The organism is Bergeyella porcorum, assembly GCF_042427575.1.
Lineage (GTDB): Bacteria > Bacteroidota > Bacteroidia > Flavobacteriales > Weeksellaceae > Bergeyella > Bergeyella porcorum.
In genome coordinates this window covers 1-15,728 of the sequence record NZ_JBHMFD010000014.1, presented here as the reverse complement: position 1 = coordinate 15,728, position 15,728 = coordinate 1, and the positions used below count along the sequence as shown (strand labels likewise).

The 15,728-nt window shown below is 36.9% G+C and carries 15 protein-coding genes, 1 pseudogene and 1 riboswitch; of the genes and pseudogenes, 2 read left to right on the top strand and 14 right to left on the bottom strand.

The genetic code is table 11. The annotated features are described in order from the left end of the window. Positions 1-7: 7 nt before the first annotated feature. Genes ACFFUE_RS09670 through ACFFUE_RS09660 form a run of 3 tightly spaced genes read right to left on the bottom strand, consistent with a single transcriptional unit; the run spans position 8 to position 3,289 of the window. On the bottom strand, positions 8-1,549 hold the full coding sequence (locus ACFFUE_RS09670; RefSeq protein ID WP_376834850.1) for an ACT domain-containing protein: 1,542 nt from the start codon (positions 1,547-1,549) through the stop codon (positions 8-10). A 32-nt stretch (positions 1,550-1,581) separates the two neighbouring features. Further along, positions 1,582-2,337: an MFS transporter gene (locus ACFFUE_RS09665; RefSeq protein ID WP_376834848.1), complete on the bottom strand. Its 756-nt coding sequence runs from the start codon at positions 2,335-2,337 to the stop codon at positions 1,582-1,584. A gap of 1 nt (position 2,338) precedes the next feature. Next, on the bottom strand, positions 2,339-3,289 hold the full coding sequence (locus ACFFUE_RS09660) for an alpha/beta fold hydrolase (RefSeq protein ID WP_376834846.1): 951 nt from the start codon (positions 3,287-3,289) through the stop codon (positions 2,339-2,341). 54 nt (positions 3,290-3,343) lie between these two features. Continuing rightward, positions 3,344-3,446: riboswitch (SAM riboswitch) on the bottom strand. 144 nt (positions 3,447-3,590) lie between these two features. Between ACFFUE_RS09660 and ACFFUE_RS09655 the strand changes: the two genes are divergently transcribed. Then, a complete protein-coding gene (locus tag ACFFUE_RS09655; protein ID WP_376834947.1) occupies positions 3,591-3,887 on the top strand; it encodes a GNAT family N-acetyltransferase in 297 nt (98 codons plus the stop codon). A 62-nt stretch (positions 3,888-3,949) separates the two neighbouring features. On the opposite strand, the gene ACFFUE_RS09650 is transcribed toward ACFFUE_RS09655, so the two are convergent. From ACFFUE_RS09650 to smpB, 3 genes are all read right to left on the bottom strand, one after another. Continuing rightward, entirely contained in the window at positions 3,950-4,690 is a 741-nt protein-coding gene (locus ACFFUE_RS09650) for a YebC/PmpR family DNA-binding transcriptional regulator (RefSeq protein WP_376834844.1), read from the bottom strand. A 102-nt stretch (positions 4,691-4,792) separates the two neighbouring features. After that, the gene (locus tag ACFFUE_RS09645; protein ID WP_376834842.1) at positions 4,793-6,274 is read right to left on the bottom strand and encodes an OmpA family protein; all 1,482 of its coding nucleotides are present in this window, start codon (positions 6,272-6,274) and stop codon (positions 4,793-4,795) included. Between the two features lie 77 nt (positions 6,275-6,351). After that, positions 6,352-6,810, bottom strand: coding sequence for an SsrA-binding protein SmpB (smpB, locus tag ACFFUE_RS09640; RefSeq protein ID WP_376834840.1), 459 nt, complete (start codon positions 6,808-6,810; stop codon positions 6,352-6,354). Between the two features lie 99 nt (positions 6,811-6,909). Here smpB and ACFFUE_RS09635 point away from each other — a divergent pair, with 99 nt between their 5' ends. Continuing rightward, on the top strand, positions 6,910-8,535 hold the full coding sequence (locus ACFFUE_RS09635; RefSeq protein ID WP_376834838.1) for an ABC-F family ATP-binding cassette domain-containing protein: 1,626 nt from the start codon (positions 6,910-6,912) through the stop codon (positions 8,533-8,535). Between the two features lie 313 nt (positions 8,536-8,848). Here the strand turns inward: ACFFUE_RS09635 and ACFFUE_RS09630 are convergent, their stop codons facing one another. The 8 genes and pseudogenes from ACFFUE_RS09630 to ACFFUE_RS09595 form a co-directional block, all read right to left on the bottom strand. Then, positions 8,849-9,004 carry a hypothetical protein gene (locus ACFFUE_RS09630; RefSeq protein WP_376834836.1) on the bottom strand — a complete coding sequence of 52 codons (156 nt, stop codon included), beginning with the start codon at positions 9,002-9,004 and terminating at the stop codon, positions 8,849-8,851. A gap of 276 nt (positions 9,005-9,280) precedes the next feature. After that, the gene (locus ACFFUE_RS09625; protein ID WP_376834834.1) at positions 9,281-9,622 is read right to left on the bottom strand and encodes a YkvA family protein; all 342 of its coding nucleotides are present in this window, start codon (positions 9,620-9,622) and stop codon (positions 9,281-9,283) included. A 91-nt stretch (positions 9,623-9,713) separates the two neighbouring features. Continuing rightward, entirely contained in the window at positions 9,714-10,247 is a 534-nt protein-coding gene (locus tag ACFFUE_RS09620) for a TlpA family protein disulfide reductase (protein WP_376834832.1), read from the bottom strand. A gap of 13 nt (positions 10,248-10,260) precedes the next feature. After that, positions 10,261-10,827, bottom strand: a complete 567-nt coding sequence (locus ACFFUE_RS09615; protein ID WP_376834830.1) for a thioredoxin family protein — start codon at positions 10,825-10,827, stop codon at positions 10,261-10,263. 18 nt (positions 10,828-10,845) lie between these two features. Continuing rightward, entirely contained in the window at positions 10,846-11,904 is a 1,059-nt protein-coding gene (gene aroC / locus ACFFUE_RS09610; RefSeq protein WP_376834828.1) for a chorismate synthase, read from the bottom strand. A 32-nt stretch (positions 11,905-11,936) separates the two neighbouring features. Beyond that, positions 11,937-12,638 (bottom strand): transporter, encoded by a 702-nt coding sequence (locus ACFFUE_RS09605; RefSeq protein WP_376834826.1) that lies wholly within the window; start codon positions 12,636-12,638, stop codon positions 11,937-11,939. Then, a pseudogene (locus ACFFUE_RS09600) lies at positions 12,638-13,281 on the bottom strand (IS1 family transposase). The gene ACFFUE_RS09605 and the pseudogene ACFFUE_RS09600 overlap by 1 nt, the downstream one beginning before the upstream one ends. A gap of 420 nt (positions 13,282-13,701) precedes the next feature. Beyond that, a complete protein-coding gene (locus ACFFUE_RS09595; RefSeq protein WP_376834824.1) occupies positions 13,702-15,567 on the bottom strand; it encodes a bZIP transcription factor in 1,866 nt (621 codons plus the stop codon). Positions 15,568-15,728: the final 161 nt, after the last annotated feature.

The following is a 15,728-nucleotide window of genomic DNA, read 5'->3' as shown; positions in this document are numbered from 1 at the left end:
TAGATTTTTATTTCCCTACTTCTGTCAATCTCAAAATATCTCCGAAAACTCCTCGTGCTGTAACGGCTGCACCTGCCCCCGCTCCCATAATCACGATAGGATTTTCGCCATAACTCTCGGTATAGATTTCAAAAATAGAATCTGAACCTTTGAGTTGTCCCAATGCAGAATGAGCTGGAACGGAAACCAATTTCACATCCAAAACCCCTTTATCTTGGCTCAAATCCCCGTGAAGGTCGCCTACATATCGCAATACATAGCCTTCGTTTTGACCTTGTTTCACTTTTTCGTACTCAGAGTCAAGCTCTTCTAATCTTGCAAGAAATTCCTCTTTTGAAATAGATAAAAGATTTTCAGGAATCAGATTTTGAATGTTAATATCTTCAAATTCGTTAATTAAATCTAGTTCTCTTGCTAAAATTAATAATTTTCTAGCCACATCGTTTCCACTCAAATCTTCGCGTGGGTCTGGTTCGGTAAAGCCTTTATCCATCGCCTCTCTGATGATGGTAGAAAACTTATCGTCCCTCACCGAAAAATTATTAAAAATATAGCTCAACGACCCTGAAAATACGCCTTTAATCCTTGTAATATTTTCCCCCGAAAGATGTAATAGTTTGATGGTATCAATCAGTGGAAGTCCCGCTCCTACATTGGTTTCGTAGAGGTATTTCTTTTTATTTTTTTCTAAAACTTTCCTAAGATTTCTATAATCAGCAATTGGTAAAGTATTGAAAATCTTATTAGAAGACACAATATCAAAGCCTTGCTCTACAAGCTCTGGATAGTGTTTTACAAAATCTTTGCTCGCCGTATTATCTACCACGATGAGGTTTTCAAACTGATTTTCCTTTGCAAACTGATACAAATCTTCCAATGTATTTTGCATATTACTGAAACGCACTTTTTGTCTCCAATCGCTTCCAAAGCCACCTTTGTTAAAAACAATGGTTTTAGAGTTGGCAATGGCAATGATTTTTAAATCAATTCTTTTCCGTTGTAAAATATCGTGTGCCGAGTCCAAAATCTGCTCTACCAAAGTACCGCCCACATTGCCGTGCCCTATGAGTGCCAAATGAACGGTTTTCGGTTTACCATAGATTTCAGCCTCAATGATATTTTTAGTTTTATCGGTTTGATTGGCTGCCACCACCAAGTTTACCCGCCCTGCAGATGCCACTTGATTGAGCAACAATGGGAAAATCTTATTACGCTGAAGCTCTGAAAGGATTTTATTAAAATTATCCGTTACCAAACCGATGACTGAAAGTTGGTCGATACTGTAAATTTGACTTACAATGCCGTTTTGAATTTCATTTCGGAACTCTTCCTTTAGGCACTCTACTGCATTCTCCGCCTGATGCTCATCTACCAGCACCGAAATTCCGTTTTCTATTGCCTGCTGAGAAATTACCCCAACGCTGATGCCTGCATTTTGCAACGCATTGAAAATACGAAAATCTATCCCGATTTGTCCTAAAAAGTCTTTACCCTCAAAGTTGACAATGGCTTTGCTTGGGTAGATGGTTATTGTATTGTTGTCTGTCATAATAATTCTTTGTTTATGATATCGTAGTAGATTTAATTATTGCTATTTTGTTTCTTAATCTTAATTGTAATATTATCTGACTTACGAATTAAGTCAGTCTCTTTATTTTGTTTGTCATAGATAAACAAAGCTTCGCTATTTTCTCCTATATACATTTGATGCTCATTCAAAATACTCTTTTTATTTAGTAGTATATCATAATTATTTCCAAATTTAATCGCATCCTTCGCAAACACATTTCCTAATTTTCCACCAAGTAAAAAGCTAGTACATATACTAAATAAAAAAAGTAAAAAATAGTAATTATTCTGATTCAGTAATACGATTAACATAAATCCAAAAAAAAATATTGCGATTAAAAATAATAAAACATCATAAAAACTTCCTGAATAACTTAAGATAAACGAAGCGATAAAAATTATAAAAACGGATAATGATAATAATGTTGATATATTTTTATCTCGTCGATTTTTTCTGTATTTGACAAGACACATCACTACCAATATCAGGAACAAGAACAAAGCCAATGATAATATTAAAAAGAATACACTCAAATTTCCCAATGTAAATCTGTAGACATCAGAATAATCAGAAGTTCCTAAATAGTTAACCCCAAAAAAATCAAAATATGTATAAGTGAATGAGTAACAAAAAGTAGTTACTGCTATTCCATTCAGAATAAATTGATCAAAAACACTCGTTGATTTATTCATTATAATATTAATCATTTTATCAACCTCATTATTGATAGAAGAAAATATTTTTTTTATTAAGATATTCTTTTCCATTTTAGCCTATTATAAAAATAGATTTAATCATTTCATCCAATTGCTCATATTCCATTAGGAAAGCATCGTGCCCGTGGATAGATTTTATCTCGTGATAGAAAACATTGGATTTCTTCTGTTTTAAAATTTCAAAACTATTTTTAATTTCAAAAGCAGGAAAAAACAAATCCGAATCCACCGAAATCAGATGAATATCCGCTGTAATTTCAGGAAGTTTACTTTCCTCTACATTGATGGTCATCAGCAAATGATTCATCAATTTATAAGCTTTTAAACTAAATCTTTCGTTTAAAGCTCTTCCGTGATAATTGAGCCAATCGTGGGATTTTAAAATTCCTTTTTCGGCATCTGTTTCTCGCTTAAATCTTAGATTGAGAGAATCTGGCGTTCGGTAGCAAAGCATCGCGTGGATACGGGCTTTTTGTAGAGGTTCGGTTTCGCTTTCCAATAAAAATTTCTGTATCAAACATTGGGAATGTAGCCAATCGGTCGTTTTAAAATCCGTAGCCACAGGGATAAATTGTTCTGCTAAATCAGGTTTTTGAGCTAACATTTCCCAAGCGATAGAGCCTCCTACAGAGCCTCCAATGAGGGCTTTGAGTTTTGTAATTTTCAAATATTCCAAACCTAAAAGGAATAGTTTAGCAATATCAAAAGCGGAAAAATCCTGATAATTTTCAATAAAAAAATCGTCATAGCCATTCCCTGGAACATTAAAAGCGATAACCGTAAATCTCTGGGTATCCACGGGTTTTTCATTACCTACAAGGGTATTCCACCAGCCTTTTTCGCCTGCCACATCAGAGTTTCCTGTAAGGGCGTGATTCACCATCACCACAGGGGCAGTGTGCAGAGGCTGTCCAAATACTTGATAACTCAAAGGAATATCATATTCCTTGCCTGATTGCGTTTTAAAATCTTTTATCGTAATGTTGTGTAGCGTATTTTCCAATTTTTATATTTTATTTAAAATTGAAAATGCCACCTATGAAAGTAGAAATGATAACCGTTATCTTCCTCAAAAACGAGATAGAATTTAGCACCTTCTTGCGATGCAAGGGTTGCTAAGGCTTCACAGAGTCTAATCTCTCCACCTTTCTTGATAACATTTTCAAAAATATGAATGAACTAATTCTAGTGACAAAGGTAATAATTTTTTTGAGATGTTTTAGAAAATATTTTCTTTGTAAACTTATTTTCATTTTGAATGCTCCTAAAATTTAATTATCTTTATGTCCATAAAATTTAATGAGATGACATTTGAAAATAATCAATCTGGAAACGGAGGTTTTATCTCCATACATAATGATAGCGAGGAAATGGGAAGGCTTACCTATACTATTTTTCCTAATGATCATAATTTTATAATCTCTTATGTTTTGGTTCACTCAAAATTTGAGGGCAATGGTATTGGAAAACAATTGGTAAAACAAGCGATATCATTTGCCCGAGAAAACCATTGGAAAGTTACGCCACATTGTTCCTACGCCCGCTCTGTAATGAATAGAATGGAAGGAATAGAGGATGTATATTCTCTAAAAGACATCTAGTTTTAAAAACAAAAAAAAACTAAAACTACCTCTTTTAGAAGTAGTTTTAGTTTAGTTATTTTTTATAACGTTGCCATAAGCTCATCTGTAATCTCCATATTGTGATAAACATTCTGTACATCATCATCTTCCTCAAATCGTTCTAGCATTTTCATATTGGCTTTGAACTGTTCTTCATTCACCTCTTTGGTATTATTAGGAATTCTTTGAAGCTCTGCACTCTTAGCTTCTATTCCCAACTCATCTAATTTATGCGATAAAGAACCAAAATCTTCGAAAGCCGTGGTTACCATTACCTCTTCATCATCACTATCAATCTCTTCTGCTCCACCGTCTATCATCTCCATTTCAAAATCATCCCAAGGCATTGTAATCTTAGCTTTTTCGATACTGAAAATACCTTTCCTATCGAAGATAAAAGCCAATTCACCATTTTTACCAAGATTACCATCAAATTTATTAAAAACCGCTCTTACATTAGCAACAGTTCTGGTAGGGTTATTGGTGGTACATTCCACAAAAAAAGCGACACCTCCCTGTCCATAGCCTTCATAAGTTACCTCCTCATAGTTTTCTGCATCTGCACCACTTGCTTTTTTAATCGCTCTTTCCACATTATCTTTGGGCATATTAGCCCCCTTAGCATTTTGGATACAACGGCGTAGAGCGGGGTTAGAATCCGGGTCTGGACCTCCTGCTTTTACAGCTAAGGCTATATCTTTTCCTATTTTAGAGAATGTTTTGGCCATCTTATCCCAGCGAGCCATTTTAGATGCTTTTCTATATTCAAATGCGCGTCCCATTTCAGTATTTTTATCTTATCAATTTTGTGCAAAAGTAATAAATTTTAAAGAATAAAAAAACGCCCTCCATAGGGAGAGCGTTTAATATTTAGAAAATTTCAATTATTTTCTTTTTTTAGTAGTCTTCTTAACAGCTTTTTTCACTGGAGTTGAAGGAAGATCAGACTTTTTGTAAGTTTCCCACTCTGCACCAGAGATAGCTCTTACGATTACTTTTCTATCAGCTTGTCTTTCAGCATCAGAAGCAGTTGCAGGTACAGTAGCTTCTTGAGAACCGATACCGATAGATTTCAATTGAGCTGGATTTACACCTCTTGCCTCAAGAGCTTTCACTACAGCAGCAGCTCTTTGTCTAGACAAGTTCAAGTTGTATGCAGTGGAACCTTTAGCATCTGTAGAACCTACTACGATGAAGTTCTCAGCTGGAGCAGACTTGATGATTTCAGCAGCTTTATCTAATTTATAAGTAGAACCAGCTTGGATTGTTGCTTTGTTGAAGTCGAACAATAAATCTTTAAATTCTTCTGTCACAGCTACTGCAGTTGGTTTTGGACAACCTTTGTACTCTCTAAGACCTGGAACTTGCGGACAAGCATCATCTTTATCTAAGATACCATCTCCATCTGTATCTGGCCAAGGACATCCGTTGTTTTCAGCTGGACCTGCTACACTTGGACAAGCGTCATCTTTATCTAGCACGCCATCTCCATCTGTATCTGGCCAAGGACATCCGTTGTTTTCAACTGGACCTGCTACTTCTGGACAAGTATCATCTTTATCTGGAACACCATCTCCATCTGTATCAGGACAACCTTGGAATTCTGGTAAACCTGGAGTATCTGGACAAGCATCATCTTTGTCTAAGATACCATCTTTATCTCTATCTGTCTGACCAAATCTGAAGTTCAATGAAGCAGAAGCTTGCCAGAAGTTAGCGATATTAGATTTATCAGTAGGTGTAGTTACATAATCACCTTGTACACCAAGACCGAAGTTGTTAGTCAACCAGAAGTTGATACCAGCACCCGTAGATACTGTGAAGTGATCATCTCTTCTCTGAGTGTAAGCTTGGTTTTCAGAGAAACCAGCATAAGAACCTCCTCCTACTAAGTTTTCATCTGTAACAGGGAAAGTTACATTAGAATACTGGTGTCTTAGGTAGTTAGCACCAACTCTCAAGTAAGGATCAAACCAAGATTCTTCATCCCAAAGAAGTCCTGCAGCTTTGAACTGTACCCCAAGACCTGTTTGTAGGAAGAATTCTTTTTGTCCTGCTGTTTCTACAAATCTCTTGTTAGCAATGTTACCAACAGTTGTTTGCCAATCTAATACTAAACCTTTACCAATGTTTCTCGCTACTGTCAATTTTGACAATGGTGGCGTGATAGAATACTGGTTAATGTTGAACAAGTGCTTATCGAAGTTTCTTACAGACCATGTGTTGCTAAAGTTGTTTCTTTGAGCAGTATGGTTTACTCCGTGTGCACCAACACCAATCATCCACTTATTGGACGTCGTTTGTGCGAAAGCAGTAGAGGCTACTGCAAGTGCCAATACTGAAATTCCTAATCTTAGATTTTTCATAAATTTTAATGATTAAATAATTGATTATGCAAATTAAATATATTTTTTCTTTATATACAAAGTTTTATCGCTTTTTTTTAGCCTTGTTTCAGAAGCCTACCGAGATTTCGCTTATTTTCTCTATCTTTAATCGTTTCCCTTTTGTCGTATAACTTCTTCCCTCTTGCCAAAGCAATCTGCAACTTTGCCAATCCTTTCTCATTAATATAGAGCTTAAGTGGTACAATGGTATTCCCTGCATCTTTCAGCTTTCGTCCCAGCTTTTGCAGCTCTCTCCTATGTAGTAGCAATTTCCGTTCCCTTTTCGTCTTATGATTATAAAAAGTTCCAAATTTATACTCATCTATCATCATATTGATAATATATAATTCCCCTTCTATAAATTCACAGAAGCTCTCTGTAATGGAAGCTTTGGACAAGCGTATCGACTTGATTTCCGTGCCAGTAAGCACAATTCCCGCCTCATATTTATCCAACAATTCGTATTCAAATCTTGCTCTTTTATTAAGAATATTGACATTTTTTTCTATCTTCATAATGTTTTTATTAAGCGGTTATTTTTGAATTATTCAATAATAAGAACATTCCAAAACCCAATTTCTTTTCGTAATTTTGCGACAAATTTACAAAACACTATGTTAACAGTATCAAACTTATCATTACAATTTGGAAAGAGAGTCCTTTTTGATGAAGTAAACATTATGTTTACCAAAGGCAATTGCTACGGTATCATCGGTGCCAATGGTGCAGGAAAATCTACTTTCTTAAAGATATTAACAGGTAAGCAAGAGCCTACTACGGGAAATGTTTCCCTAGAACCAGGCAAGAGAATGTCCGTATTAGAGCAAGACCACTTTGCATACGACCAATATACCGTCTTGGAAACCGTCCTAAGAGGTAATAAAAAATTATTCGAAATTAAAGAGGAAATGGACGCCCTCTATGCAAAACCAGATTTTTCTGATGAAGATGGAATCAAAGCTGGGGAGCTAGGCGTAATCTATGATGAAATGGGCGGATGGAACGCAGAGTCTGATGCACAGACGATGCTTTCTAATGTGGGCATTAAAGAAGATATGCACTGGCAAATGATGAGCGAGCTAGAAAATAAGGATAAAGTAAAGGTACTTTTAGCACAAGCGTTATTCGGAAATCCCGATGTTCTGATTCTGGACGAGCCTACCAACGATTTGGACATTGATACCATCTCTTGGCTTGAAGATTTCTTAGCAGATTATGAAAACACGGTGATTGTAGTATCACACGACCGTCACTTCCTAGATGCCGTTTGTACCCACATTGGGGATTTAGACTATTCTAAACTCAACCTCTATACAGGTAACTACTCTTTCTGGTACCAAGCCTCTCAATTAGCAACCAGACAGAGGGCTCAAGCCAACAAAAAAGCAGAAGAAAAGAAAAAAGAATTGCAAGAGTTCATTGCCCGTTTCTCTTCTAATGTGGCTAAAGCTAAACAAGCTACGGCAAGAAAGAAAATGCTCGATAAACTCAACATTGAAGACATCAAGCCTACCTCTAGACGCTACCCTGCCATCATCTGGGAAACAGAAAGAGAAGCTGGTGACCAAATCTTAGAAGTGAAAGATTTAGCCACCTCAAAAGACGGGGAAGTATTGTTCTCTAATATTGATTTTAAATTGAAAAAAGGAGACAAAGTAGCTATCCTTTCCAAAAACTCGTTAGCGATTAGTGAGTTTTTCCAGATTATCTCTGGAAACACCAATGCAGATAAGGGAGAATATGCGTGGGGCGTTACCACTACCCAATCTTATATGCCACTAGACAACACTGAGTTTTTCCAAAATAAGGAACTCAACTTGGTAGATTGGCTAAGACAATACACCAAAACCGATGAAGAAAGACACGAAGAATTTATCCGTGGATTCCTTGGTAGAATGTTGTTCTCTGGCGATGAAGCTTTAAAATCTTCCACCGTACTTTCTGGAGGTGAAAAGATGCGTTGTATGTTCAGTAGAATGATGCTACAGAAAGCCAATGTCCTCCTATTAGACGAGCCTACCAACCACTTGGATTTGGAAAGTATTACCACACTCAACAATTCATTGGTTAATTTCAAAGGCAATATCCTCCTAGCTTCACACGACCACGAAATGCTACAAACCGTGTGTAACCGCGTGATAGAGCTTACTCCAAAAGGGGTTATTGATAGAGAAATGACCTATGATGAATACCTTACCGATAAACGCGTGAAGGAACTGCAACAGCAGATGTATTCATAAAAATTGTATCACTTAAAGTAAAGAAGAAGCTGTCCGAAAAGGGCAGCTTTTTTTATGCCGCTAAATTTTAGTAGGCTGATTTTTCTAAAAATATTTTGGTGAAAACTTTTCTATGGAAGCTAAAAACATTAAAATTTTGTTCTTCGGCAGAATTTTGACCGTTTTTCGATGTTTTTCGGCTCGTTGGGGCAGATTTCACCCCTTTAGATACCATTTTTCTCAAATTATACCCAATAGCCATCAGTAGAAATTCCATCTTCAATTCCTCTAACCATCTGAATGTAAACCTATTAAACTTATTATTACTTTTGAATTACCCAAAAACAACTTCCACTTCGATTGGTCGTTTGCTTCGATGCTCCAAGCCTTTTTCACTGTTCAGAAGTTCTTTTGCTTGTTTTTTAGTCGGTTCTTTTAATCGTTGGTTGATTTCAGATAATTTCTCACGAAGTTTTTCAGAATCAATCACTTTGGGTAATTATTCCGTGTTAAGTTCTTGGCTATCAAACCGGATACTCTCTTCAATATCGGATAAAATTCGATTGATTTTGGTTTTGAGTTTTTCTTGATATTTTTCCACAGAACCTCTCCAAACAGAAGGGTATTTATTGGAGGTTGTTTCTATTTTTGTCCCGTCATATACACAAAATTTGAGAAAAAACACCAAAAAAAAAGCTGTCCAAAACTTTTCGAACAGCCTAATGTTTTATTTACAAGTAAGTAAAGATAAAAAGATAACTAATTTTCAGTTTGCCTTTTCCTCTACCTCAATGGTTTTGAGGTCTTTTTTCTGTGTGGCTTCCCAAAGGAGAAATTTGTCTATTTCTTTCATCAGTTTGGGAATTACAAGGGCTAAAATGGCCAAATCGTCCACGGAACCAATGAAAGGGACTGCAATTTCTGGTATCAAATCAATAGGGGAAATCACATAGAGCAATCCCAAAATGGGAAGAATCATATCTATGGCGTTGGTTTTATAAACGCCTTTTCGCCACAGTTTTATCATTCGCCACACCACAGGGATTTTTTGTATAAATCCTTTATGTTTGATGGTCTGTTTTAGTATTTCTACTTTTGAATATTTCATTTGTTGTTGTCTTTTTTTGAACGAACTGAAAATCACAAAATCCGTTCCAAGAGACGGTGGATAAATGGTAAAATTATGTTAAAATAATTTCCTATTGCTGAGCCATCTGGTCTATAAATGTTTTAGATTCAGCAGTATTCCAATCTTTGGAGGCTGTTTCTTTTAGTAAGATGCGTCCGTTCTTGTCTAAAAGGAAAGTGGTAGGGAAAACTTTTGGAAGAAGGTTTTCACTAATGGGACTTTCTGCAATATAAACAGGGGCGGTGTATTGGTGTTCTTGCAAGAATTTTCTCACCTCTTCCTCCTTATCCATCATTGCAATGAGGACAAAATCTACCTTGTCTTTTTTAGCATCATAGAGATTTTGAATGCTTTTCCACTCTTCGCGGCAAGGCTTGCACCAAGTTCCCCAGAAGTTAAGAAATACCATTTTTTTTCCTTTCAAATTTTTTAGATTGGTACTGGTGGTGTTGATGCCTTTCAGTTCTATGTTATAGTCGGCATCGTCTATATGAACAGCTTCTTCTATTTTAGCAACGGGAAAGATAAACTCTTTCACCCCAGGCACGAATGCCACAGCACCTAAAACCAATAGAAGAACAATGTAGATGATATTCTTTTTCAAAATATTCTTTTTTTTAGATTAAATTTAAAATTTCCTCGATAGCGTCTTTGCCTTTGTTTTTGGCGTAATATACTTGCAAATCGTTGTAAAAACTTTCTTTAGGATAAGCTTCTGGATTGGCTTTGTACTTTGCTAAAAGCTCTATGCCATAAGCAGGGCGAGGGCCCCAGCGGTGGAGTGCTTCATCGTTCTCATCTAAGATGATGACCAGAGGAATAGATTTTGAGCCATTGGTAAGAAATTGGTTGATAAGGGATTCATCACGATCTCTCAAGAAAATCCTCACTTCATTATGACCTTCAAAAAACTTGAAAACGGCAGGCACGGTAGTGCTGGCATCGCCACACCACGGCTCTGAAATGATGAGAATTTTACCATTAAAGTTTTTTTCTTTCAGTGTTTTGAGTTGCTCTTCATCGGGTTTAAAAGTTTTTAAAATCCTTTGCATTCTCTGCAATCCCAGTTCGTAATATTCTTGATAAGGGTCGTTGGGATTAGGATTCTTTTGAGCTCGTTCCTCGGATAAGGCGATGTAATCCTCTGGCGTGAGGGCTTTTTCCCAATATGATTTTAAATTCATCTTTTGAAAAAATTAAAGTTAAAAGGTTCTAATTTTATTGATTAAAAATAAATCTGCCAATACAAAGGCGGCTAAATTTTCCACGATGGGTACTGCCCTGGGGACTACGCAAGGGTCGTGTCTGCCTTTGCCTTCTACGATGATGGGGTTACCATCTTGGTCTATGCTTTCTTGTGGTCTTAGGAGTGTAGCAATGGGCTTAAATGCCACACGGAAATAGATGTCCATCCCGTTGGAGATGCCTCCTTGTATCCCTCCCGAGAGGTTAGTTTTGGTGGTGAAGTCCTCATTGAAGAGGTCGTTATGTTCCTTTCCTGTCATTTTAGCACCGCAGAATCCACTGCCATATTCAAAGCCTTTTGCGGCATTGATGTTCATCATCGCCTTAGCAAGTTCGGCTTGTAGTTTCCCAAAAACAGGTTCGCCAAGACCTATGGGGGCATTTTTTATCACACAGGTGATGGTGCCACCTATGGTATTGCCTTCTTTTTTGATGACTTTGATTTTGGCAATCATTTTTTCGGCGGTTTCTTCATCGGGGCAACGCACAATATTGTTTTCTGTTTTAGAAAAATCCAAATCTTGATACGGCTTTACACAGAAGATATCGCCTACGGAAGATACATAGGCATTGATGCTAATGTCGGGTAAAAGCTGCTTGGCTAGAGCACCAGCCACCACCCAATTGACGGTTTCTCTGGCGGAAGATTTCCCACCACCGCGATAGTCTCTAAAACCGAATTTTTGGTCATAGGTGAAATCAGCGTGGCTTGGGCGGTAAGCTTTTGCGATATGGTCGTAATCCTTTGATTTTTGATTTTCATTTTCAATGATAAATCCTATGGGGGTTCCAGTGGTTTTGCCATCGAAGATGCCCGAAAGGAATTTTACGGTATCGCTTTCTTTTCTTTGGGTTACAATGCTGCTTTGCCCTGGTTTTCTTCGGTCAAGTTCTTGTTGAACGGCTGCTAAATCTACTTCCAATCCAGCGGGGAAGTTCTGTATAATGCCACCATAAGCCAGCCCGTGGCTTTCCCCGAAGGTGGATAGTGTGAGAAAATTTCCTAATGTGAACATTGCACAAAGATAAGGAATTGTAGGAAAGGTTGTTAATTTTTTTCAACCGAGCGAATGTGGGCGTTTCTGAATCGGTAAGACACTCCAGCTGTGGCAAAAGGCTCTCCATCTGTAGTGAAGATGGATTGCCCCACGGCAAAGTCTATCTGAAAATTAGGATTGATGATATACATTACCCCAAAGTCTATACCGTGATTTGGAGCTCTATTTCCAAAATCTGCAAAATATTCAGCAAAAAAATTGAGCTCATCTTTTGGAGAATAATTGAGAATGGAAGTCCAAATAAAACTCTGAAACTGCTCTTTGATGCCGATGTTCCAATCCATAGAAAACTTTGGAGATATTTCCTGTTGAAATGCTAAAACGGCATCGGTAGAAAAGGGATGTTCGGTATTGGGGGTATAGCTCAGATAGCCTATTCCTGTGATGGAAGGAAGATGGTTGTCACTTTCAAAAATTTTTTGTTTAGCACTTAGTACAATAGCGTCTGTAGAGAATTTTCCCAAGGTTTGCAAACCATTTTCTAGACGCAATTCGGTATTTTTTCCTATGCCGTATCTTAGCATTGTGCTGTTGGTTAGGCTATTTTTAGAAAAGGTAATGCCTGTTTCCAATTGCAATTGCTTACGAGGTAAGACAAATACGCCTTCGCTCTGGTCTGGGCGGTCGGTAGAGATGAAGTCTTGAGCCTGTATCGTCCCTCCGATGAATATTATTGAAAATAATAATTTCATTAGTTTTTATTTCTTAGATTCAGTTTCAAAAATAAAAGCTTCAAGGAATTTTCTAACATTGTTTTTGACTTCGAGTAACATTTTCCTTTTCTTTTAAATCTTGCCAAATAATGTCTTATACTACTATTATATCCCTCCACTGTAAAGTTTTCTGCTTTGGATTCCATATGCTTTTCACTTGGAATTACCTCTGAATAACTCTTCTAACAATCGCTACAAAAAACCTTTTATACATCTGTTTTTCAATTTATTACAAAGACTCAAGAAGATTTCTATGTTTCGTTTACCACAAACAAAACCGATGAACTTTTTTCCAAATCTATCAATAATAATCCAGCTCCAACAGTAGTTTTTTTTGACTGTACATAACTGTGAATCTCATCCAATTCCACTATTTCAATAGACTCGAAGTTCCACAGATTCTCCCCATCTCTTACCCCATCGATAAACCGTTCCGTAGCTAATATTCAATATCCTTCCAAATACATTTGCAAAGCAAGACGCTTTTGTTCTGGCGTTTTGACATCCGACTTCTTATCAACACTGAAAAAAAAATAACCACAGTCTTTACATTTAATCGCTATATGCCTCCAACAAAACCTGTCTTAATCTTATTTAACGATTCACATCTTGTACATTTCATTCGGCTAAATTATATAAAATATATCAGAAATAACAATACCACTTTTTAAACACGAACGAAAAAAAAAAATCATTTTTCCTTCTTTTAACACTTCATCAGTGTGCTCTTATCTTTTCTTATTCTAATCCCCCGAAGGGGTACTACCATCAACTAATTTTCAGTTTTGAGTGCTAAGTTTTAAGTTTCTTTGAAGAAAGAGAAAAGACTTATTTCTAGCATCCAACCTCTAACTTCCTAGTAAACAACCAACTCCCTAACTAGGAAATCTTCCTCAGCAAGTTTGCCGTTTTTCAGTGAGCCAGCATAGAGCTTCTTATCGTCTCCACCAGCGACACTTGACTGTGATTGCTAAATGACCTTATGTTTTACTGCCAAACAAAAAAAGCCGCCTTTACAATAACTGTAAGACGGCTTCATCTTCTATTTCAAAAGTTTTTCTAGTTTCTCTAAACGAGCTTTCAATTCTTCATTTTCCTTTCTTAGCTCTTTTAGATTTTTCTCCTGCTCTATGCTATGAAGATAAAGTTCCTCAATTTTCTCTACATTGGTTAATTGAGTTTCCATTAAATCTACATAACCTTGAGCTTTGATAGCTTCTGCTGATTTATACCCTGGTAAATGCCCATTGGTTTTTACAAAATCCTCCACTTGGCTCAAAGACTTGAATGTATAATCTGCTTTGATAGAAGAGTTACCTGTATAATACTTCTGGAATACATAGTCTGGGAAGATGGTGGCTCCATTATAACCTTTTAAACTTGAAGCATAAACCGCTCCAGCATTATCTATCGTTACCGCATTGGTTCTATCTGTGCCATCTGAATTAACTGCCAACTTGATGGTATTGGTTGCTTCATCTCTTGTCCAAAGGCTATTGGTAGTATTTGTGGCATATGCGTTACCTACTTTTAATACCCCATTTGCATCTACTGTTACTACTCTATCTGCTGTAGCTGTAGCATCCGCTAAATCTCCAAAACGGATTTTACCAGCTTCTGTATGGATAGCTCTATTAAGGGTTTCTCCACCCTTCACATCTGCAATGTAAAGACCGTAATTATTAGTTGGTGCTACGGCTGTAGGGGCAATAGCTGACATGGTATAGATACCATACATATTAGGATATTTTATTTTTCCCATTTGTCGTGTACTAGCATACAAGCCCGCCATAAACTTTCCAGTTCCTGTGTTCTGAGAGTTATTATTTAGAATAGAATAAACCCCAATATTTTGATTAATTAAAGAGTTATCCGTAAATGGTGTAGCTGAAGTAAAGTAACCCGCTGCTGAAGCTTCGACTGTTGCTCCTGTCGGACTATAATAAAATACTCTACCAGTAGTACCATAAACATTAGCCACTGTACCTGAGGTATTTACCGAGGACGATCCCAAAAGACCCGTTATATAACTTGTAACCTTTTGACTATTACCTATGGATATCGACCCTGTTTGTCCGATAGAAGCTGTAACAGTTCCCGTACCAAACAAATTCACCCCTGAATCATTACCATAAACTGCTACATAATTATTAGCATTAGTTGGTGGAACTAAAATTTTCGAATAAACAGAGTATAATCTATTTGTTGTATCAGATTCTGATGCTACGAGATTATATGATCCTAATTGTTTATATCGAGATACTATCGTCCCATTCGCTGCTCTTCCGGTAGATAGAGGTAGGTTCGCTGACTCCGAATGCACAAAATTTCTATATTTCATATCACCTGATGAAAACGAACGTGTTACAAGCTCAGCACTTAATATTCCATTAGTATTATTAAGTCTTCCTTCTCTGATGTTATTTTCATCATCTATATCCACATACTGTCCTGTATTAGCATCATAAAAGACACTATTAGCCATAGTTCCTGCCCCACTTCTCTTTAGGTTAATTCTATTGGCAGTAGCATCATATACCCATTCTGCATCATTGGTATCTGTATCTAGATGCTTTACCCATTGTGTACCATTGTAATGGTAGAAACCTACAGCATCTATTTTTGCTACTCTTGTATCCGCTGCTGTATCTGTACCTGTAGTGTAGGTAGTAGCCTCATTTACATAAACTAATGTAGAGGTCTCTGGGCTAGCCATTTTCGCTACTCTCTCTTTGCTCAATCTTGGGATTAAAAGCCCCTCATTGGTTGTTCCTGCTAAATTGGTAGCGTTGGGCTGAACCTCCAATGTCGCCTTTGGTGTTTCTGTGTTCACACCTACTTTTCCTTCGTACTGGGCGTTGGCAAATCCTACCACCAACATTCCCGCAAAAATCAATGATTTCTTCATCTTAAATTGGTTTTAAATTATATATTAAACATTATTTTTTTCTAGTTTTGAGTGTTGAGTGCTGAGTTTTGAATCAGCCCCCTGTCCCCCAAAAGGGGCAAAGACGCTAATACTATTATCCTTAGTCTTGAATTGTTCTCCATCAACCATCAACTATCAAC